The organism is Methyloterricola oryzae, assembly GCF_000934725.1.
In the GTDB taxonomy this organism is placed as follows: Bacteria; Pseudomonadota; Gammaproteobacteria; order Methylococcales; family Methylococcaceae; genus Methyloterricola; species Methyloterricola oryzae.
Map to the genome: position 1 here is coordinate 117,096 of NZ_JYNS01000008.1, position 19,354 is coordinate 136,449.

General features: G+C 60.8%; 18 protein-coding genes. 12 read left to right on the forward strand and 6 right to left on the reverse strand.

The window, feature by feature from the left end:
* The first annotated feature begins 13 nt into the window (after nt 1–13).
* Entirely contained in the window at nt 14–751 is a 738-nt protein-coding gene (gene mtgA / locus EK23_RS12400) for a monofunctional biosynthetic peptidoglycan transglycosylase (RefSeq protein ID WP_045225678.1), read from the forward strand.
* 113 nt (nt 752–864) lie between these two features.
* Here mtgA and EK23_RS12405 read toward each other — a convergent pair whose 3' ends face one another.
* Nucleotides 865–1,137, reverse strand: a complete 273-nt coding sequence (locus EK23_RS12405; RefSeq protein ID WP_045225679.1) for a DUF4404 family protein — start codon at nt 1,135–1,137, stop codon at nt 865–867.
* Nucleotides 1,138–1,309: 172 nt separating this feature from the next.
* Here EK23_RS12405 and acs point away from each other — a divergent pair, with 172 nt between their 5' ends.
* Together acs and glnK are read left to right on the forward strand one after the other, a co-directional pair.
* Nucleotides 1,310–3,250 carry an acetate--CoA ligase gene (acs, locus tag EK23_RS12410; protein ID WP_045225680.1) on the forward strand — a complete coding sequence of 647 codons (1,941 nt, stop codon included), beginning with the start codon at nt 1,310–1,312 and terminating at the stop codon, nt 3,248–3,250.
* A 91-nt stretch (nt 3,251–3,341) separates the two neighbouring features.
* Nucleotides 3,342–3,680 carry a P-II family nitrogen regulator gene (gene glnK, locus EK23_RS12415; RefSeq protein ID WP_045225681.1) on the forward strand — a complete coding sequence of 113 codons (339 nt, stop codon included), beginning with the start codon at nt 3,342–3,344 and terminating at the stop codon, nt 3,678–3,680.
* 64 nt (nt 3,681–3,744) lie between these two features.
* Here glnK and EK23_RS12420 read toward each other — a convergent pair whose 3' ends face one another.
* Nucleotides 3,745–4,323 carry a MarR family winged helix-turn-helix transcriptional regulator gene (locus EK23_RS12420; protein ID WP_045225682.1) on the reverse strand — a complete coding sequence of 193 codons (579 nt, stop codon included), beginning with the start codon at nt 4,321–4,323 and terminating at the stop codon, nt 3,745–3,747.
* Between the two features lie 180 nt (nt 4,324–4,503).
* Here EK23_RS12420 and EK23_RS12425 point away from each other — a divergent pair, with 180 nt between their 5' ends.
* Nucleotides 4,504–4,770: a DUF2024 family protein gene (locus EK23_RS12425; RefSeq protein WP_045225683.1), complete on the forward strand. Its 267-nt coding sequence runs from the start codon at nt 4,504–4,506 to the stop codon at nt 4,768–4,770.
* 143 nt (nt 4,771–4,913) lie between these two features.
* On the forward strand, nt 4,914–5,234 hold the full coding sequence (locus tag EK23_RS12430) for a c-type cytochrome (protein WP_045225684.1): 321 nt from the start codon (nt 4,914–4,916) through the stop codon (nt 5,232–5,234).
* A 42-nt stretch (nt 5,235–5,276) separates the two neighbouring features.
* Here the strand turns inward: EK23_RS12430 and speE are convergent, their stop codons facing one another.
* Nucleotides 5,277–6,128 carry a polyamine aminopropyltransferase gene (gene speE / locus EK23_RS12435; protein ID WP_045225685.1) on the reverse strand — a complete coding sequence of 284 codons (852 nt, stop codon included), beginning with the start codon at nt 6,126–6,128 and terminating at the stop codon, nt 5,277–5,279.
* Nucleotides 6,129–6,210: 82 nt separating this feature from the next.
* Between speE and speA the strand changes: the two genes are divergently transcribed.
* The 5 genes from speA to metA are packed head-to-tail and all read left to right on the forward strand — an operon-like array spanning nt 6,211 to nt 11,343.
* Entirely contained in the window at nt 6,211–8,085 is a 1,875-nt protein-coding gene (gene speA / locus EK23_RS12440) for a biosynthetic arginine decarboxylase (RefSeq protein WP_045225686.1), read from the forward strand.
* A 1-nt stretch (nt 8,086) separates the two neighbouring features.
* A complete protein-coding gene (locus EK23_RS12445; protein ID WP_045225687.1) occupies nt 8,087–8,950 on the forward strand; it encodes an NAD(P)-dependent oxidoreductase in 864 nt (287 codons plus the stop codon).
* 8 nt (nt 8,951–8,958) lie between these two features.
* Nucleotides 8,959–9,357 carry a group II truncated hemoglobin gene (locus EK23_RS12450; protein WP_045225688.1) on the forward strand — a complete coding sequence of 133 codons (399 nt, stop codon included), beginning with the start codon at nt 8,959–8,961 and terminating at the stop codon, nt 9,355–9,357.
* Nucleotides 9,358–9,413: 56 nt separating this feature from the next.
* The gene (locus tag EK23_RS12455; protein WP_045225689.1) at nt 9,414–10,256 is read left to right on the forward strand and encodes an ATPase; all 843 of its coding nucleotides are present in this window, start codon (nt 9,414–9,416) and stop codon (nt 10,254–10,256) included.
* 22 nt (nt 10,257–10,278) lie between these two features.
* Complete coding sequence (metA, locus tag EK23_RS12460) at nt 10,279–11,343, forward strand: homoserine O-succinyltransferase MetA (RefSeq protein ID WP_045225690.1); 1,065 nt, start codon at nt 10,279–10,281, stop codon at nt 11,341–11,343.
* 39 nt (nt 11,344–11,382) lie between these two features.
* Here the strand turns inward: metA and EK23_RS12465 are convergent, their stop codons facing one another.
* Nucleotides 11,383–13,887: an EAL domain-containing protein gene (locus EK23_RS12465; protein ID WP_052808153.1), complete on the reverse strand. Its 2,505-nt coding sequence runs from the start codon at nt 13,885–13,887 to the stop codon at nt 11,383–11,385.
* Between the two features lie 179 nt (nt 13,888–14,066).
* Between EK23_RS12465 and EK23_RS12470 the strand changes: the two genes are divergently transcribed.
* Nucleotides 14,067–15,476 (forward strand): OmpP1/FadL family transporter, encoded by a 1,410-nt coding sequence (locus EK23_RS12470; protein ID WP_082054158.1) that lies wholly within the window; start codon nt 14,067–14,069, stop codon nt 15,474–15,476.
* A 132-nt stretch (nt 15,477–15,608) separates the two neighbouring features.
* Here EK23_RS12470 and EK23_RS12475 read toward each other — a convergent pair whose 3' ends face one another.
* Together EK23_RS12475 and EK23_RS12480 are read right to left on the reverse strand one after the other, a co-directional pair.
* Nucleotides 15,609–15,926 carry a hypothetical protein gene (locus EK23_RS12475; RefSeq protein ID WP_045225691.1) on the reverse strand — a complete coding sequence of 106 codons (318 nt, stop codon included), beginning with the start codon at nt 15,924–15,926 and terminating at the stop codon, nt 15,609–15,611.
* A 27-nt stretch (nt 15,927–15,953) separates the two neighbouring features.
* Complete coding sequence (locus EK23_RS12480) at nt 15,954–16,826, reverse strand: hypothetical protein (protein ID WP_145998652.1); 873 nt, start codon at nt 16,824–16,826, stop codon at nt 15,954–15,956.
* A gap of 1,038 nt (nt 16,827–17,864) precedes the next feature.
* Here EK23_RS12480 and EK23_RS12485 point away from each other — a divergent pair.
* The gene (locus EK23_RS12485; protein WP_045225693.1) at nt 17,865–19,265 is read left to right on the forward strand and encodes a sigma-54 dependent transcriptional regulator; all 1,401 of its coding nucleotides are present in this window, start codon (nt 17,865–17,867) and stop codon (nt 19,263–19,265) included.
* Nucleotides 19,266–19,354 lie beyond the last annotated feature (89 nt).

The window sequence follows — 19,354 nt, forward strand, 5'->3', positions numbered from 1 at the left end:
ACAACCGCCTTTCGTGACTGAAACCCGCCGGCGCTATTTCTTTCCAGCCAGCCTTCCGCGTTCGACGCGACGCCTGGCTTTCCGCATCCTGTTCGCGATCCTGCTGGCCAGCGTGCTGCCGGTTATCGCCTTACGCTGGCTGCCGCCCCCCACCAGTGCCTTCATGCTGGAGGCCTGGGCCGGCGCGCTGCTGACAGGCCAGCATCTCGACCTCAGGTACCAATGGACTGCCTGGGATGCCATTTCGCCCGAAGCGGCCTTGGCGGTCATGGCCTCGGAGGATCAACTGTTTCCGGAGCACGATGGCTTCGATTTTCATGCCATCAGCCGGGCCATCAGTTCAAATCGCAAGGGCCGGCCTTTACGCGGGGCCAGCACCATCAGCCAGCAGACGGCCAAGAACCTGTTCCTCTACTCCGGCAAGAGTCTCTGGCGCAAGGCGCTGGAAGCCTATTTCACCGTTCTGCTGGAAAGCCTCTGGCCGAAACGACGCATACTGGAAACTTACCTGAATATCGCACAATTCGGCAAAGGAATATACGGTGTCACCGCTGCCGCCGAGACGTACTTTCACAAGCCCGCGAGCGACCTGACGACTGCCGAAGCCGCGCTGCTGGCGGCGGTGCTTCCGAACCCCGTGGTATTGCGCGCGGACCGCCCCAGCAACTACGTGCTGAAACGCCGGCAGTGGATCATGAGGCAGATGCGCCAGATGGGTGGGCGCGGCTTTTTGAACCGTCTGGCACCCTGAGGGAGCACTAATTCGAGAATTCGGGGCGCTGTGACAAAGGGCCCGCCCTGCGCGTGGCCAGGACCGGCGAAATGGAGAAGCGCCCGCGCCGGGAAGCAACGGGCGCCGGCGACTCAGATACCGCTGCTACTCAAGGCCATCATGATGTCGTTGAGGATACCCGTGATACGCGGGTGTTCCACTTCGAACTGGGTAACGGCATCGTTCATTTCGTTGAGCAGGTCGGGTTGGTCCTCTTCCACCACCCCGGGTGCCGCCGTCATGCGCTGCTCTATGCTCTCCACGAGACCGGTAAGCCGCTCTTTGGTTTCCGTGTCGCTCAGATCGAGCCGCTCGATCTCACGGCGGAGTTCCTCCAGCGCATTATTGATTTGTTGTTCTGTCATAGTCAGGGATTCCGGCAACTACTCATATTGCTATGACAGTTTACCATAGAAACCCGGCCGTCTCGGTTGTCGCAGAGGTAGAGTCGGTCAGGGAACATCTCGCTGTGCGTGTGGTTTTTTGTCAAAATTGTCTGCGGGTCCCTCAACCCGGCCAAAATAACGGAGACATGCGATGTCCGACGACAAGATTTATGAGGTTCCGGCCGCCGCGGCCGGCAGCGCTCACATCAACCAGGCACGCTATCAGGCCCTTTACCAGCAGTCGGTGCAATCACCCGACACGTTCTGGGCCGAGCAGGCCGTGCAGTTCGTCGACTGGGAGCAACCCTGGCGCAGCGTGTCCCGATTCGACTTCAACACCGGCGACATCCGCTGGTTCGAGGGCGCCCGTCTCAACGTGAGTTACAACTGCCTGGACCGGCACCTGGCCGACCGAGCGGAACAAACCGCCATCATCTGGGAAGGTGACGACCCCAATGACACGCGGCGCCTGACGTATGCCGAACTGCACCGGGCGGTGTGCCGCTTCGCCAATGCCATGAAGGTGCAGGGTGTGCGCAAGGGGGACCGGGTCTGCATTTACATGCCCATGATCCCTGAGGCGGCGGTGGCCATGCTCGCCTGCGCCCGTATCGGCGCCATCCATTCCATCGTGTTCGGAGGCTTCTCGGCCGATGCGCTCAAGGACCGCATCCTGGATGCAGACTGCCATTTCGCCATCTGCGCCGATGAGGGGCGGCGCGGCGGCAAGACGGTGCCGCTCAAGGCCAACGTGGACAAGGCCCTGCGAGAATGCCCGCAGGTGGAAAAAGTCTTCGTGGTGAAACACACGGGGGGCCGCATCAACTGGGTGGATGGGCGCGACCTGTGGTTCCATGAAGCCGTGTCCGCGGCAGAAGAACAGTGCCCCCCCGAATCCATGGATGCCGAGGATCCCTTGTTCATCCTCTACACCTCGGGCTCGACCGGCAAGCCCAAGGGCGTGCTGCACAGCACGGGCGGTTATCTGCTTTACGCCGCGATGACCCACAAGTACGTGTTCGACTACCGGGAAGGCGAGGTCTATTGGTGCACCGCCGACGTAGGCTGGGTCACCGGCCACTCCTACATCGTTTACGGCCCCTTGTGCAATGGCGCCATAACCCTCATGTTCGAAGGCGTCCCGACCTACCCCAAGCCTGACCGCTTCTGGCAGGTGATCGACAAGCACCAGGTCAACATCTTCTACACCGCGCCCACCGCCATCCGCATGCTCATGGGACTGGGCGATGAACTGGTCACCCATACCAGCCGCCGCAGCCTCCGAATCCTGGGCTCGGTAGGGGAGCCCATCAACCCCGAAGCCTGGGAGTGGTATTACCACGTGGTGGGCGAGGCCCGCTGCCCTATCGTCGACACCTGGTGGCAGACCGAAACCGGCGGCATCATGATAACGCCCCTGCCCGGCGCCACGCGCCTCAAGCCGGGCTCCGCCACCCTGCCCTTCTTTGGCGTGGTGCCCGCCATCGTCGATGCCCAGGGCAATGAAATCGAAGGCGTCGCCGAGGGTGTCTTGGTCATCGACGCTTCCTGGCCGGGCCAGGCGCGCACGGTTTACGGCAATCACCGCCGGTTCTTCGAAACCTATTTCTCCACCTACCCGGGCAAATATTTCACCGGAGACGGGGCAAAGCGCGATCAAGACGGTTATTATTGGATCACCGGACGCGTCGACGACGTGCTGAACGTATCCGGGCACCGTATGGGCACGGCGGAGATCGAAAGTGCGCTGGTACTGCACGACAGCGTTGCGGAAGCCGCCGTGGTGGGGTATCCCCACGACGTCAAGGGTCAGGGCATCTACGCCTATGTCACCCTGATAGCCGGCGCGAAGCCCACGGACGAATTAAAGAAAGAATTGGTGCAACTGGTCCGCAAGGAAATCGGGCCCATCGCGACACCGGATGTGATCCAGTGGGCGCCTGCATTGCCCAAAACCCGGTCCGGAAAGATCATGCGCCGTATCCTGCGCAAGGTCGCCGCCAACGATCTCGGGAACCTTGGCGATACATCGACCCTGGCCGACCCCAGCGTGGTCGAGGACATCATCGAGAACCGGGCAACTAAGGCTTAGACGCCTCCCGGGTGCGCCGGCCAGCGCTAGGTACCCCGGCGGAGATTTGCAACAACGAAACCGTTAGCCAAAAAAACGAGGGAGTACACACATGAAGTTAATCATCGCGATCATCAAGCCCTTCAAACTCGATGATGTCCGTGAAGCGCTGTCGGATATCGGCATCAGTGGCGTCACCGTCACAGAAGTCAAGGGCTTCGGTCGCCAGAAGGGCCACACTGAACTCTACCGGGGCGCAGAATACGTGGTCGACTTTCTTCCAAAGGTCAAACTCGAGGTGGCCGTGGGAGACGACGTGTTGGATCGGGCCGTGGAAGCCATCATCAAGGCGGCCAATACCGGCAAAATCGGTGACGGCAAGATCTTCATCACCAGCCTGGAACAAGTGATCCGCATCCGCACCGGTGAAACCGGCGAACAAGCCATCTGACAGGCTTCGGCCGACGGGTTGGTCCGGTCCCGCCCGGGCCAACCTGACGCGCCCAACCGCCGTTTCAGGCGGCTGAAGGCGGGGGGGCTTCGTGTTCCCGGCAGATCTGGTGGATATCGCCCTGCATCAGCTTCTCGCCAGTCAGGGCACAGCGATGACTTGCGTCGTCCTCGATACAATGGTGGCGGCAACTGAGGCATACCCCGAATGAGCGCGACTGATTGGCCTGCTGCAAGGCGCGCAAGACGCAGTTGAGCGCTTCGACGACCTGACCCTGCTCGCTTTCCGGTATCAGTGCCACGGCCTTGCGCAAGGTCGCCGGAGGAATCGCGCCGGTTACCACTTGCCGGCCGCTCTCAGTCAACTCGAGGTGCACTACGCGGCGATCCTTGAGGTCGGGCTTTTTCTCCACATAGCCGCCATTTTCCAACACGCCCAGCGTCTGGGATACGGTTCCCTTGGTCAAGCCCAGGAATTCCGCCACCGCTGCCGGCGTGTTGCTGTAGCGGTTGCAACTATTGAGGTAATGGAGAGCTTCCAGTTGCACCGGCTGCAGCCCTTTACTCAAGCCGGAGCGACGCGTGTCGGTACGCAGCAGGTTCGCGATTCTCTCAAGATGCTCGTAAATCGGTTCCGTCTTCATGTCTCAATGGTATCGGATCAAAATTTTGTTGACAAGGCAGTAGGAGAACCGGTAGTTTGTGCTCCGGTGTCGAGACCATACATTCACGACTAGCAGTCCTCCTTCCCATGTGGGGGTGAATCATCCAATTCACTCCCATTTTTTATCTCCAGCATTCGCCCCGCAACGCAGAACGTGACTATGACAAAAGTCTATGTTTTTGATACGTATGCAAAGACTACCGGCGGCCGCATCATGCATTTCGATGTAGTCATTGCAGAGAACGTCCCTGAGAAAGCCCTGAAATATGCCAAGGACTGGTTAGACAGCCTTGGCGAGCACGGCGCATATCTCGCGCCCGAAAATTGCGCGTACTGCCATAGTTCCGACGACGTCCCGCCGCCCATGCAACAGGCAATTGCAGAAAATGGCTACGCCATATTTAAACTGGAAGGTTGCCCCAAGTAGCGCCGCTTGCTTTCCCCCGAGGCTTTCATGCTTGCAGTGCCCCTTCCATGAGCGTCATAATGATGGCCAAGCCTATTTCAGGCGCCCGGCCACGCCGGGTGCGCATCCCTGGTATATTCCCTACCGAACCCAGGAGGTTCATTATGCGCGAAAATTTGACATCATGTATCTTTCTAATTGCTTCACTCAGTGCCAGCTCGGCCGCACTTGCCGCCAACGCCGAGGCGGCCAAACCCACGGCCACCGGCATGTGCGCAGCCTGCCACGGCGCCAACGGAATCAGTGCCGCCGGCAACTTCCCTAACTTGGCGGGTCAAAAGGAAGAGTACCTCGCCGCCGCCTTGAAAGCCTATCGCGACAAGACCCGGAACGCGCCCATAATGAACAATATGGCGGCCAGCCTGAAGGATGAGGATATCGCCAACCTCGCGGCTTATTTCTCCGGCCTGAAACCGACTCCCTGAACTTCCCTAGCGGGCTGGCGCGCAGTAAGCCGCCAGCCTGCCTCAGGCCCCCAAAATCGCCTTGAAGAATTCCGGCTGCGCGAACGCAGCCCGATGCACTGCCTCGTTGTAATAGCGCGTGGCAAAGGCTTTGCCGCGGGCGTCAGCATCACGAAACCCCTCAAGGCTGCCCTTGCCTGCCATGGTCCCGCTCCACCAACCAGAGGGATAGAGGAACTGAGGGAAGAAAAACGTCGTGGTCTGGGCAAAGCCGGCCCCGCGCATGGTCCGGTGCATGGATTCCAGAAGCGGCAGGTGAAACAGCGGCGACTCGCTCTGCTGAACAAGGATGCCATCAGGCCTCAGGCAGCGCAGGCACTGCTGGTAGAAGGCCTGGTTAAACAAGCCTTCGGCAGGGCCCACCGGGTCGGTACTGTCAACGATGATGACATCCACGCTGTTGTCCGGCGCGTCCTTCACCCATTGGATACCGTCGATGAAGAGCAGTTGCGCCCGCGGGTCGCCGTTGGATGCGCAAAGGTCCGGGAAATAGGTTTCCGCCAGGCGGGTCACGCGCTCATCGATCTCAATCTGCACGGCAGACTCCACCCCCGGATGCTTCAGCACCTCCTTCAGGCTCCCGCAGTCGCCTCCGCCGATGATCCACACCGTCTTCGGATTAGGGTGGGTGAATAAGACCGGGTGGGTCATCATCTCGTGGTAGAGGAAATTGTCCCGGTCGCTCACCATGGTGCAGCCATCGATCACCATGAGTTTGCCAAACCACACGGTGTCGTAGATCTCGATCCGCTGAAAGGGCGTCTGCTCCTCGTGCAACTTGGCGGTGATTTCCAACGACAGGGCGCTGCCGTTGTGCGGATAAACCTCGGTGAACCAGTTTTTGCCTGCCTGCATATGCCGTCAATTTCAAGAATGGAAAATTCTCGGGATTTTCCACATAATCAGCGACTTTTCAAAGAACTTTTTTGGAACCTCCATGCCTTGGGACCTGCAGCGGTCGAAAGACACCTACGCCATCGAACATTGGGGTGATGGATACTTCAACCTCAACGAATCCGGTCACGTGATTGCCATTCCCCAACGGGACCCGCGCAAGGGCTCCGTGGATCTGGTTGCGATCGCGACCCAGATTCGCCAGGAGGGCATGGCCCTGCCGGTGCTGGTGCGCTTCACCGATATCCTGCGCGACCGCGTGCACCTTCTTCACGAAGCCTTTGCCCGGGCCCGCGCCGACCTGTCCTTCACGGGCCAGTACACGCCCGTCTACCCCATCAAGGTCAATCAGCAAAGAGCGGTGGTGGAAGGCATCCTGGACGGCGGCAAGGCCCAGGTCGGCCTCGAGGCCGGCAGCAAGTCGGAGCTGCTGGCCATTCTGGCGCTGGCGCGCAGCGGTACCATCATCTGCAACGGCTACAAGGACCGGGCCTACATACGCCTCGCGCTGATCGGCATGCGGCTTGGATTGGACGTCTTCCTGGTAGTCGAGAAGCTATCGGAACTGGCGTTGATCCTCGCGGAGTCCAAAGCCATGGGCATACCGGCCCAGCTTGGCGTGCGGGTGCGGCTCTCCAGCATCAGCGCGGGTAAATGGCAGAACAGCGGCGGCGAAAAATCCAAGTTCGGCCTGCACGCCAGCGAAATCCTCAAGCTGGTTCAGCACCTTGAGAGCGAAGGCAGCCTTGCGTGCTTGAAGCTGATGCACTTCCACATGGGTTCCCAGGTCGCCAACATCAATGATGTCAAGGCCGCCCTGCGGGAAGCCGGCCGCCACTTCGTGGAACTGAGCAAATTGGGCGCCCCAATAGCCTACGCCGACGTGGGCGGCGGCCTGGGGGTGGATTACGAGGGCACCCATTCCAATGCGGAGTGTTCCATCAACTACAGCATGGATGAATATGCCCACGCCATCGTGCGCGCCTTCGCCGACGCGTGTTCGGAACACGGTCTGCCCCACCCGAACCTCATCAGCGAGTCCGGCAGGGCCATGAGCGCGCACCACGCGGTGCTCATCACCGATATCATCGACGTGGAGTCCATACCCGACACGCCACCGCCGGCCAGCGAATCCTCGGCCAAGCCCCTGCGCGAGATGGCCGAAATACTGGAGCGTATCCCTTCGGAGCCGGTTCTGGCGCTGTATCTGGACGCCCAGTTCGATCTGGCCGAGGCACGTGCACAGTTTGTCCAGGGCCAGCTAGGCCTCAACGAACTAGCCACCGCGGAGGCTCTCAATGCCACCATTTGTCACGCCGTGCGGCCCCGTCTGGACATGCGCCTTAGGGCCCATCGCGAGGTCCTGGACGAACTGAACCAGCGTCTGGCGGACAAGGTATTCTGCAACTTCTCGGTGTTCCAGTCGGTGCCCGATGCCTGGGCCATCGACCAGATTTTCCCGGTCATGCCACTGCAGCGCTTGAATGAGGACCCTACCCGCCGCGCTATCCTGCAGGATCTGACCTGCGACTCCGACGGGCAGATCAGCGCCTACCTCGACCGCCAGAGCATCGAGCCGACCATGCCCTTACATGCCGTCCGTCCGGGCGAGGATTACCTGCTGGGCATCTTTCTGGTCGGGGCTTACCAGGAAATCCTGGGCGACATGCACAACCTGTTCGGCGACACCCATTCCGTGAATGTAGAACTGCTGCCAGACGGCGGTTACCGGCTGGTGCAGCCCGTGTTCGGCGATGGGGCGGACGAATTGCTGCGCTATGTCCATATCGATCCCGAGGAATTGCAGCAGGCCTTCCGGAGGAAACTGCTGGAAGCCAATCTGGGCAGCGAACAGCGCAAACAGTACGAAAGCGAACTGATCGCCGGACTCAGCGCCTACACCTACCTGGAGGACTGAGATGAAAGCGGGCTTCATCGGGCTGGGCGCCATGGGGGCGCCCATGGCGGTTAATCTGGCGCGGGCAGGCTATCTTCGTGGCGTCTGGAACCGCAGCACCGGGAAAGCGCAAGCGCTGGCCGATGAGCTTGGCGTTCGCGCCGCCGCCACGCCAGCCGAACTGGCCAGCGAGGCCGACATCCTCCTGATCTGCGTGTCCGCGGACACCGACGTGCTCGCCGTCGTCGAGGCACTGCGCCCGGGCCTGCGCTCCGGTCATATCGTCGTCGACCATTCCACGGTCAGCGCCGCCACGGCGCGCGCGGCGGACGCTCTGGTTCGCTCCACCGGAGCGGCCTTTCTCGACGTCCCCGTCACCGGCGGCGTGGAAGGAGCGCGGGCCGCCAGCCTCGCCATGATGGCGGGGGGCGAAGCCGAGGATCTGGAGCGCGCGCGTCCCGTGTTGAACGCCATGGCCACGCGCATCGCCCACATGGGGCCGGTGGGCTATGGCCAGGCCAGCAAGGCGGTGAACCAGATCATGGCGGCCGGCATCAACCAGGCGGTGACGGAGGCCTTGGCCTTTGGCCAGGCGCAAGATCTGGACATGGACAAGCTCATTGATGTCGTCGCCGGCGGCGCCGCCGGCAACTGGTTCCTGAACAAGCGGGGCCCCACCATGACCCGCGGCGTTTTCGAACCGGGCTTCAAGCTCGCCCTCCATCACAAGGACCTCATGATCTGCCTGCAGATGGCGGAAGCCATGAACATGGACCTGCCCCTCACGCGACAGACCTTGATCGACTACGCAAGCCTCATGGAGCGTGGCCATGGCAGCGAGGATATTTCGGCGCTCTACCGCCTTAAACGACAGGCGACGGACTGAACCGCGACATGACAGAACAGACTGAAACCACGACGCCCTATGAACGCCTTGGCGGCGAACCGGTGCTGCGCGCCCTGGTCGAGCGCTTCTACGCGTATATGAACGATCTGCCGGAAGCGCGCATGATCCGCAAGATGCACGCCGCGGACCTGGGCGGCGCCAAGGAAAAGCTGTTCAAATTTCTTTCCGGCTGGCTGGGCGGCCCGGACCTCTACGTCGCCGAATACGGTCATCCGCGCCTGCGTATGCGCCACTTCCCTTTCCCCATCGGCGTCGAGGCGCGCGATCAATGGGTGCTCTGCATGCGGCAGGCGCTCGACGAGACCGTCGCGGATGAGGCGCTCCGAGCCCTGCTATTGCAGGCATTGGAGCAGACCGCGACCCACATGATCAACACCGAAGACTGAAACAGATCCGCTGCCGCGCGCCAGCAACCCATCACACTCCGAGGAAACCCCAGCGTATGAAAATGAGCCCCCAGCAGTTCCTGGACTGGGAATCCAAGCGCATCACCCTGCTCGGCATGTCGGGGGTGGGCAAAACCACCCTGGCGGACAAACTGCCCAAGCAGAACTGGTTCCATTATTCCGGGGATTACCGCATCGGTACCCAGTACCTGGGCGAAGCCATCCTGGACAACATCAAGCGCCGCGCCATGGAAGTGCCGTTCCTGCGCGACCTGCTGCGCTCCGATTCCATCTACATCGGCAACAACATCACGGTGAACAACCTAGCGCCGGTGTCGACCTTCCTGGGCAAGCTGGGCAATCCGGCCCTGGGGGGGCTGAGTCTGGCGGAATTCAAGCGGCGCCAGGCACTGCACCACCAGGCGGAGATCGCCGCCATGCGCGACGTGCCGGCCTTCATCGAAAAAGCCAGCGACATCTACGGCTACCGTCATTTCATCAATGATGCCGGCGGCAGCGTGTGCGAACTGGACGACCCGGCCACCCTGGAACTGCTGGCCGAGCACACCCTCATCCTCTACATCAAGACCACGCCGGAACTGGAGGAGACCCTCATCGAACGGGCTTCACGCGATCCCAAGCCGCTCTATTACCGGGAAGAGTTCCTGGATGAACAACTCGCGGCATTCCTGGCGGAAAAGTCCTACGGGGGAATCGACGCCATCCCGCCCGACGAGTTCGTCACCTGGGTCTTCCCCAGACTTTTCAATTCGCGCCTGCCGCGCTACCAGGCGATCGCCGACCAGTTCGGGTATACCGTGGACGCCCGCGAGGTCGCCCGGGTCGAAAACGAAGCCGATTTCGTCCGCCTGATATGCCAGGCCCTCAGCCGGGCCTGATGCCAAACGCAGATACCGAACCATGCCCCTCGTTGCCCATAAACCTTTACCCACATTCGACCGCCTCCGCGAGGAAGGCCAGGAAATCCTGACGCCGGAGCGCGCCGCCCATCAGGACATCCGCGAAATGCACATCGGGCTGCTGAACATGATGCCCGACGCCGCCCTCGCCGCCACGGAGCGGCAGTTCTTCCGCCTGGTGGGCGCCGCCAATCCCATCGTGCAGTTCCACATGCACCCCTTCACCATCGAGGGACTGCCGCGCTCGCCGGAGGCACTGGACTATATCGCCACCTATTACGAGAGCTTCGAGCAGATAAAGCAGGATGGACTGGACGGACTGATCGTCAGCGGCGCCAACGTCACCCATCCCAAGCTGCCCCAGGAGGCTTTCTGGCAGCCCTTGACCGAAGTCATCGACTGGGCGAAGGACAACGTCAGTTCCATCCTCTGCTCCTGCCTCGCCACCCATGCCCTGATTCAGTACTGCCATGGTATCGAGCGCACGCACCTGGGGGGCAAGCGCTGGGGCGTGTTCTCCCACCGCGTGGTGGATCCGGCGCACCCGCTGGTGGCGGACATCAACACCCGCTTCGACGTGCCGCACTCGCGCTACAACGAGATCTTCAGGGAAGACATGGAAAACGCCGGCCTGCGGGTGCTGGTGGAAAGCGAGGAAGCCGGCGTGCACCTGGCTGTGAGTCAGGACCTGTTCCGCGTGGTGTTCTTCCAGGGGCACCCCGAGTACGACGCCATCAGCCTGCTCAAGGAATACAAACGCGAAGTCTTGCGCTATTTCAACGGCGAGCGCGAGGACTATCCGCCCTTTCCGGAGCATTATTTCTCCCTGGAAGTGGCCGGCATCCTCAACGAGTATGGCCAGCACCTGCGCAGCGCCAAGCATTCGGGAAAGCCTGCGCCCGAGTTCCCGGAACGGCTGATCATCCCGCATCTGGACAACACCTGGCGGGATACGGCGAAGGCCGTCTTCAATAACTGGCTGGGGAAGATCTACCAGATCACCGATCAGGATCGGCGCAAGCCCTTCATGCCGCATGTCGACCCGGACAACCCGCTGGGACTTTGACCTCCCGCCCGAAGCCGACCGAGCGGCGAACGAATCGAGCTAGTTGGAGCCCGGCCGACTGGCCAGGGGCCGCGGTTCGCCCCAGTAATAACCCTGACCGAATTCGATACCCATGGCTTCCAGGTCCTGGGCCAGCTCGCGAGTCTCCACCCATTCGGCGATGGTCTGCAGCCCCATCACATGACCAATGCGGTGAATAGATTCCACCATGGCCTGATCCACCGGGTTTTCCCGCATGCCGCGCACCAGCCGCCCGTCGATCTTGAGGAAGTCCACGTCCAGGCTTTTCAGGTAACCAAAGGACGAAAAACCAGCGCCGAAGTCGTCCAGGGCGAAGCAGCAGCCCAATTCCTTGAGGGCGGCGATGAACTGCCGGACTCGGCGCAGGTCGGCGATGGCGGCATTTTCATTGATTTCGAAACACAGGGCGGAGCTTGTCGCGACCTTGCTGCGCCGTATGCGTTCAACGGCGAAATCCAGGAAGTTCTCATCCGACAGCGCCTGAGCCGACAGATTGATGGCGTAGCGGCGGTGACCCGGCACCGTCTTCGCCTCCAGGTAGGAGAGCAATTCGTCCAGCACCCAGCGGTCGATGCTGACCACCTGGTTGTAGCGCTCGGCGGCCGGAAGAAAAGCGCCCGGCAATATGTCACGGCCCTCCGCATCACAAAGCCGCAACAGCACTTCCCCGTATTCACCGTCGACGCTGCCCGGTTGCAAGGGCAGGATGGGCTGCAGGAATAGTCTGAAATGCCCGCCAGCCAGCGCCGACTGGATGCGCGGCAGCCAGCGCATGTCACCATGCCGCTTGAGCAGATCCTGATCGTCCGGTTGATACACATGGACACGGTTGCGGCCGCCTTCCTTGGCGGCGTAGCAAGCCGCATCCGCGGCGCCCAGCGCCGCCGCGAGACTCATTCCCGGGGTACTGATGGGCAACAGCCCGATGGTCACGGCAATGGCGAAACTCTTGTCTTCCCAGGCGAAGCGGAAATTCTGCACCACTTCCCGCACGCCCTGCGCGACGCGCTCGGCCTCCTCCAGGGGACAATGCTCGAGCAGCACGCCGAATTCGTCCCCACCCAGGCGCGCCAGCGTGTCGCGGGTCCTGATGCGTGACTGCAACTGCACGGCCACCTGGCGCAGGAGTTCATCGCCCGCGGTGTGACCGCACTGATCGTTGACCACCTTGAACTGATCCAGGTCCAGATAGAGCAGCGCATGGGGATCGGTAGGCCCGGCCGCCTCGAGCACACGCGACAACCTGCGCTCAAATTCACGTCGGTTCACCAGGCCAGTGAGTTCGTCATGGGTCGCCTGGTAATTGAGTTCCTGTGCCAGCTTGCGCTGGGCGCTGACATCGCGAAACACCAGCACGGTGCCTACACTGGAATCATTGCCGTCGCGTATCGGGGATAGACTGAACTCCACGGGGATTTCCCGGCCGTCCTGGCAGGTCAGCAGACACGGCTTGGTCCCCAGGGTTCGGGTTGGCAGCGTACCCGGAGCAGACAGTAAAGCACTCTCCACCGTCCGGCTTTCCTCATCCACGATGCGCAGCACCTCCGCCAATGGCCGACCGACGATCTGATCGGCCTGCCAACCCGTGACCTGCTCGGCCACCGGGTTGACGAAGCGGACGTTACCGGCCTCGTCGGTCGCGATCAGCGCATCGCCGATACTTTCCATGGTGACCCTAAACAACTCCTTTTCCCTTACCAAGCTGCGGTTGCTGGCATCCAGTTCCCGGGTCCTCTCTCGTACCCTCTGCTCCAGCGCGTTATGGGCCGCTTTCAACGATTCCTCGGCACGCTCTCGCTCGCCGATCTGGATGGTCAACTCGCGGTTGACGGCCTCCTGCGTATCTCTGGAAGCCATCAATTCACGCACCAGATCGCCGTTCTCAAACCGGAGCCGGAGTGAATCGGTCAAGGTTTCATGGATGCGCCGCGAAATCACCAGCATCAAGGCTGCAAACAGCACCAGCAACAGGCCCATGGCCAGGTGAAGCTGGCCACCCTGCCCCATGATTTGCACGGTAAACGGGGCCAGGCTGGGCAGCATATAGGCCAGATAGGCGCCACGGTAGGAGGAGAGCGTCGACATGGCCCCAGCCGCCAACCCGGCCAGGACGAAGGCGAGGAATATCTGGTGAATGGCGCTGTCCGGAATGAAGAACAGCACGCCGGCAAAGCCCCACACACACCCGGACAGAACGATTCCCCACAGGAAACGTCTCGCCCAGATCGGGCTCTCGGTATCAGGTGACGAACGCCGGTATGAACGGACCAGGCCGGTGCGGACCAGGGTGAGAAGCAGGGTTGCGGCCAGCCAGACACCGACAACGGCCGGGTCTGCAAGTCCCCAGAAGACGTGGGCGACAACACAGGCAATGAGGACAACCGCGGTGAACGCACTGGAACTTTGCGTATAAAGCAAACGCACCTGGCCGGCGGTTACGGCGGCGGTCTGATCCCTCGTGAGGATTCCAGCAGACGCTTCGAAAGGGTACGGCTCCTTCAGCGTCTTGAAAGCGCGCATCATGGAAATCGCCTAGGCAGAACTCATTCCTCAGTTTACAGCAATTTACGTCACCAAAATATTCGGACATGCTGATACGTGGCATCCGCCGTGATATCCGGGATTGACGCAGCCCGCTGCGGCGGGTCAGACTTCCGGTAGCTGGCGCAACCCGCACCGCCACCTCACCTGCCTGAGGCGCCATGGAAGCAACTCCCTTCGGCCGAACACGAATACCACCGCGTCTTGCGGAGCGCTGCCCGTGCCCGCGTATCGCGTGCTCGCCTTGCTTGGCGTTGCTCTGCCTCGCCTCGTTCTATGGCACCCCGCGCCCGGTTTCAGGCGCCGGACTGGCCCTCATGGAGCAAGGCGTCAGGGAGCTGGGACAAGCCTTTGCCGGTGCTGCCAGTTCTTACGAGGATGGCAGCAGTGTCTATTTCAATGCGGGCGCACTCGGGCGATTCGAGCGTCCAATGCTCTCCGTGGCAGGTTACATCCTGCTGCCAGGGACCCGCTTTCATGACGGCGGTTCACGCATGAGTCCCTCCCTAGGCGGCGCGCCACTTGCCGGCAGCGATGGCGGCGATGCTGGCGTGACAACCTTGCTTCCCAACGCCTACCTGGTGCAGCCGATTGCCCCCGGGCTGGTCTTCGGACTCGGCGTCAATGCCCCATTTGGCTCCCACAGCGCGTATCAGGCAGGCTGGAAGGGCCGCTACCAGAACCTCAGTTCCGATCTCAAAACGATCAACATCAATCCGTCCCTGGCTATCCGCATCCGAGATGACCTCGCCTTTGGTGCGGGCATCAATATTCAGTACCTGCAGGCCTCGCTGACCAGTGCCATCGATTTCGGGACGGCCTGCTTCGCCACGCTCGGACCGCTCGCTTGCTCCGCCCAGCGGCTCCTGCCCCAGCAATCCGATGGAAAGCTGACACTGGAGGGCAACAGTCTGGCGCTTGGCTACAACCTCGGCATTCACTATACGCCGCTGCAAGGTACGGCGCTTGGCGTCAGCTACCGCTCCCGGGTGGAACATCGCGTGGACGGCCATGTTGACTTTGACGTGCCTGGCGAAGCGGCGGCAATGACAGGCGGCGGCCGCTTTACCGACTCCGCCGCCCGATCCACCGTCGTCATGCCCGACAGCCTGGAATTCGGCTTCACCCAGCAAATTGGCCGCCAATGGAGCGTCAGCGCGGAAGCGCTCTGGACGCACTGGAGCCTGAACCGCGAATTGCGCACACGACTGGCTTCCCCCGCCGGGGACCTGGTGGAAACCTTGGACTGGCAGGACACCTGGCGCTGGGCCTTGGGGACCAGTTTCAAACCGGAGGAGCGCTGGACCCTGCGCGCCGGCCTGGCCTTTGACCAATCCCCGGTCCGCAGCGGCCGACTGCGCACAGCCCGCATACCGGACAGCGACCGGGTCTGGCTGACCATCGGGCTCAGCTACCAGCTCGGCGCTGACCTCACGCTACACGGCGCCTACGCCCATGTCTTCTTCGCCGAGGCGCCCATCAACCACACCGGAAGCACAGGCGACCAGCTGATCGGACGTTACCAGCAGCAAGCCGATATCATCGGGCTGCAACTGGACTGGCGTTACTGACACTCAGCCCAGACTGCACGCTCGACCCGCCGCAGTCAAAACGGACGGACTGCATATTGGCCTTCGAGCCGAGTCGTGCCCAGAGGTCTATAGAGGGCCATTGGAGGGGCATTCGGCCCTCAGACGATGAGATCACGCCGCAGCAGCCGCCAGTTTTCCCAACTGATCCACCGCCTTGCCAACACTCTGAATGGTTTCCGCGACCTTGCCCAAGTCCTTGAGCGCATCCACGATGTCGCCGTTCGCTGCCTCGATTCCCTTTCGAGCCTTGCGGTACTCTTGGGTAGCCGCGTCCACATTGGCATCCACCAGCGCTTGAATTGCCTCAAACACCTTGGCCAACTGTTCCCGCAGCGACTTCTTCTTTTCCCGATCAGTCTCTTTGATGATCAGGGCTTCGAGCAGATGGGACATCTGCTGCAGTTCAGCACCCAGGGAAGTTTGGGTCATGGTCTTGCTCCTTTGCATGGCTCCGAATCAGTCCGTATCGCCCAAGGCCTGCATGGCCGTCCTGAGCGAATTCATCTGCTTGCCCAAGCTGCGCACATCATCCAGGGAATATCGATCGTGAAGCAACGACTCGACCAAGCCTTCATGCGCCTGCTTGAAGTCACGCAGCGCCGCGGCCGCCTGGGCGGAAACAGCATCCAGATGCGCCCGCTCCTCCTGGGTGCGGCGCAGCCCGTCGACGGCGGTCAGTCGGTCGGCGCTGCGACTGGCAGGGTCCTCCAAGACCGCTTCCGAATCCTGCCGCAATTGCCGGATCGTGGTCTCGAATCCCATCGCCAGTTGCGCATTCTGGGGCGAGAGATCGCTGATGAGTAGATCGCAGAGGGTATTCACGTCCTCGCGCGCAGCAGGCACAATCTGTTTGACCGCCTTGGCCTTCTTCGCTTCCACCCAGAAATAGCCGATGCCCTGCACGAGGCGGCCGAACCCGTTCAACTGCGCATCACTCATGTGCCGGCCGCCAATGGCGGAAAAACTGTCCAAAAAGGCGTCTGTAGCCTGCCGCACTTCCGCCTCCTCCGAGTCTTCCACCAAGGTGAAGAGCAGCTTTCCATAATTACTCAGTGCCTGGGCTGACCTGACCCGATCGATCACCCTTTCCGGGTCCATGGCGCCATCCAGATTGTCGGCCTTCGCATGGCCGCCTAAGACCACATCCATACTGTTCATTTCAATAGTGGCGGAACGAAAATGCCCGAATTCTTTTGCCGCCACATCACCAATTCCCACCGATGCCTGGGCAACCCCAGCGGCGGCGGCGCGCTGGTTCACATTCAGGGCACAACCGAAGAGATTACCGGCCACCACCAGGATTAAACAGGTTCTATACAGCCCTTTCATGCGCGTTCCTCCTTCTTTCAGCCCTGTCACCTTATGCCGCCGACGCGGATTCAGCAAGCAAGAGTGAGCTTGGTCACATTCTGATGCTTCAGAGCTACCAGTGACGGGAAAGATTACCGGCAGGCGGCGGTATTATTAACCTGGCCCTCAAATTCGCCTGATCAATGCGGGGCAAGGATGCCCCGGCGTGGCCACTGGCCGCGTCAGCCAAGGCAAGCGCGCCCAACCCCGGCAGTGGTGCGGCTTGAGGACCTCGGACCCGATGACGCCTGCCCCAAGCATCACCTCCAAGGGCACCAAGAGGCATCAGGCCGACCCGCGAGAGTTGGGATAAATCACAACGTCAGTGACGCCTCGGCCTTCAAAAAGGCGCAAAGTGTCGCAGATTTGCGACACTCTTCCGATCAACCCACTCCCGTCCCCTTAACATTTTCTTAAATTTCCGACATCTGGCTAACGAACAGCATCGGTGCATGGGCGAAAATACGAACTGATCTGCTCCGATTGCTTATGTAAAATTTTTGAACAGGGCGTGTTTGAGCGGATACGGGGATTTCCTAGTACAATGAATTTTGGAACTTTTGTCCGCAACGAATCCGTGCTGAATGTGGACCTCGCGAGCCAGCCTGTCGGAAAAATTTACAGAGCCGGAAAAGATCGGTATTTAGCGTGGCAGCCTGCCGATCCCCGCAATCATGGCTGTTGTGACAACCGCCCCTAATAAAATAATAAGCTTTTGAATTTATATTATTTATTTTTTCATATCCATTGCGATGGGAAAGGAAATAAAGCGACTCCAGAGGGATTTTCTGGTTTTTGGCGCGCAGTTTGCTTAGACTAATGACGTCGCCAAGCAGCAACACTCGTCCCGATTTGTTTGGGTACCGGGGCGCGGATTGGCCAGCATTTGGGCGCTTGATGGAACGCCGACTCGTGCTGAATTTCAGCGTCGGTATCGCTAAGAAAAATAACCGGCCCGCCGTCTGGCGGGACAGGGCCAAGGCCAAGGACCTCCGACTGATACTGGAGCAGAGATAAATGTTCAAGCGTAACGTATTCGTACTGTCCAGCAATCAGGATCTGGTGGAGTTCAACCGTGGCGATGTGCGCCACGAGTGGAACATACACAGTGCCGAAACCCTGCAGCAGTCATGCGCATTGATCGGCATGCACGACTTTTTCGTCGGTGTGATCGACTTCTCCCATTCTTCCGCTAAAGCCTTGCTGGAGTGGCAGGAAGAACTGATGCTGCTCAATCCCGCCATAGCCTGGCTGGCGTTGGTGCCACCGCATTATCTCGATGATCCCCAATTTCGCCGGCAGCTGATCGTCAAATTTTTTGACTACCATACCTTGCCGCACGACCCCCTGCGCCTCCAAGTAATCCTCGGTCACGCCTACGGCATGGCGCTTCTGCACCATCACCCTGCGGATGAAGTGGGCTCGAATGGGCAATGCGGGATGGTAGGCGAGACCGACTCCATGCAGCAGGTATTTCGCGAGATTCACAAAGCAGCCGGCGTCGACTACCCGGTGCTGATTACCGGCGAGAGTGGAACTGGTAAGGAACTGGTGGCCCGCGCCATTCATACCTCATCTCCCCGTTCAAACCGGCCTTTTGTCGCGGTGAATTGTGCGGCGCTCCCGGCCAACCTGATCCAGTCAGAGCTGTTCGGCCACACCAAGGGAGCCTTCACCGGCGCCCACGAGAACAAGACAGGCCACATCGAATCCGCGCAAGGTGGAACGGTGTTCCTGGATGAAATTGGCGACCTTTCGCCCGAGGCCCAGGTGGTGCTCTTGCGCTTCCTGCAGGAGAGCGTCATACAGCGGGTGGGTTCTTCCCAGGATATCAAGCTGGACGTGCGAGTCTTGACTGCGACCCATGTGGATCTGGAAAGGGCAGTCAGAGAAGGCCGCTTTCGCGAGGACCTGTACTATCGCCTCAATGTCTTGCGCGCCACCCCCCCGCCCCTGCGGGACCGCCGCAATGACATCGCCATTCTGGCACAGCACTTCCTGGAAAAATTCAAAGGCAACAATGGCAAGGTAAAAGGCTTTTCCAGCCAGGCCATCGAAACCCTGTTGTCCCACGATTGGCCCGGCAATGTTCGGGAGCTGATCAACCGGATCAGGCGCGCCCTAGTCATGAGCGAGAACCGCTGGCTGACTCCCGGCGATCTGGGCCTGGAGCGCCGCGCCGGTCGCCGCGGCCAGGTCACGGACCTCAATCTCGCCAGGCAATTGGCGGAAAAGCAGGCCATCCTGACTGCTCTTAGACAGTCCGGCAACAATCTTTCTCTGGCGGCCAAGTCCCTGGGCATTTCGCGTATGACACTTTATCGCCTGATGGAAAAGGTAGGACTCGAATGCGAAAGTCTGGACCGCAACAATGCCGTCCGGCGTCCACGTAACAACCAGAAGCCCACGGCACGCTGACCCGCCAGATCGCTTACCGGTGACCACGCGATACACCTTCTGCCAGCATACCGGGGATACTCAGCCCCTGGATTGAAACGGGCTATTTG

Excerpts from the sequence above, each read along its gene's own strand:
- speA (WP_045225686.1), top strand. The coding sequence starts at position 6,211 with ATGCCTTGGGACCTGCAGCGGTCGAAAGACACCTACGCCATCGAACAT.
- EK23_RS12470 (WP_082054158.1), top strand. The coding sequence starts at position 14,067 with ATGGAAGCAACTCCCTTCGGCCGAACACGAATACCACCGCGTCTTGCG.
- speE (WP_045225685.1), bottom strand. The coding sequence starts at position 6,128 with ATGCAGGCAGGCAAAAACTGGTTCACCGAGGTTTATCCGCACAACGGC.
- EK23_RS12480 (WP_145998652.1), bottom strand. The coding sequence starts at position 16,826 with ATGAAAGGGCTGTATAGAACCTGTTTAATCCTGGTGGTGGCCGGTAAT.
- EK23_RS12465 (WP_052808153.1), bottom strand. The coding sequence starts at position 13,887 with ATGATGCGCGCTTTCAAGACGCTGAAGGAGCCGTACCCTTTCGAAGCG.
- EK23_RS12445 (WP_045225687.1), top strand. The coding sequence starts at position 8,087 with ATGAAAGCGGGCTTCATCGGGCTGGGCGCCATGGGGGCGCCCATGGCG.
- EK23_RS12455 (WP_045225689.1), top strand. The coding sequence starts at position 9,414 with ATGAAAATGAGCCCCCAGCAGTTCCTGGACTGGGAATCCAAGCGCATC.
- metA (WP_045225690.1), top strand. The coding sequence starts at position 10,279 with ATGCCCCTCGTTGCCCATAAACCTTTACCCACATTCGACCGCCTCCGC.
- glnK (WP_045225681.1), top strand. The coding sequence starts at position 3,342 with ATGAAGTTAATCATCGCGATCATCAAGCCCTTCAAACTCGATGATGTC.
- EK23_RS12475 (WP_045225691.1), bottom strand. The coding sequence starts at position 15,926 with ATGACCCAAACTTCCCTGGGTGCTGAACTGCAGCAGATGTCCCATCTG.
- EK23_RS12425 (WP_045225683.1), top strand. The coding sequence starts at position 4,504 with ATGACAAAAGTCTATGTTTTTGATACGTATGCAAAGACTACCGGCGGC.
- acs (WP_045225680.1), top strand. The coding sequence starts at position 1,310 with ATGTCCGACGACAAGATTTATGAGGTTCCGGCCGCCGCGGCCGGCAGC.
- EK23_RS12405 (WP_045225679.1), bottom strand. The coding sequence starts at position 1,137 with ATGACAGAACAACAAATCAATAATGCGCTGGAGGAACTCCGCCGTGAG.
- EK23_RS12430 (WP_045225684.1), top strand. The coding sequence starts at position 4,914 with ATGCGCGAAAATTTGACATCATGTATCTTTCTAATTGCTTCACTCAGT.
- EK23_RS12450 (WP_045225688.1), top strand. The coding sequence starts at position 8,959 with ATGACAGAACAGACTGAAACCACGACGCCCTATGAACGCCTTGGCGGC.
- EK23_RS12420 (WP_045225682.1), bottom strand. The coding sequence starts at position 4,323 with ATGAAGACGGAACCGATTTACGAGCATCTTGAGAGAATCGCGAACCTG.
- EK23_RS12485 (WP_045225693.1), top strand. The coding sequence starts at position 17,865 with ATGTTCAAGCGTAACGTATTCGTACTGTCCAGCAATCAGGATCTGGTG.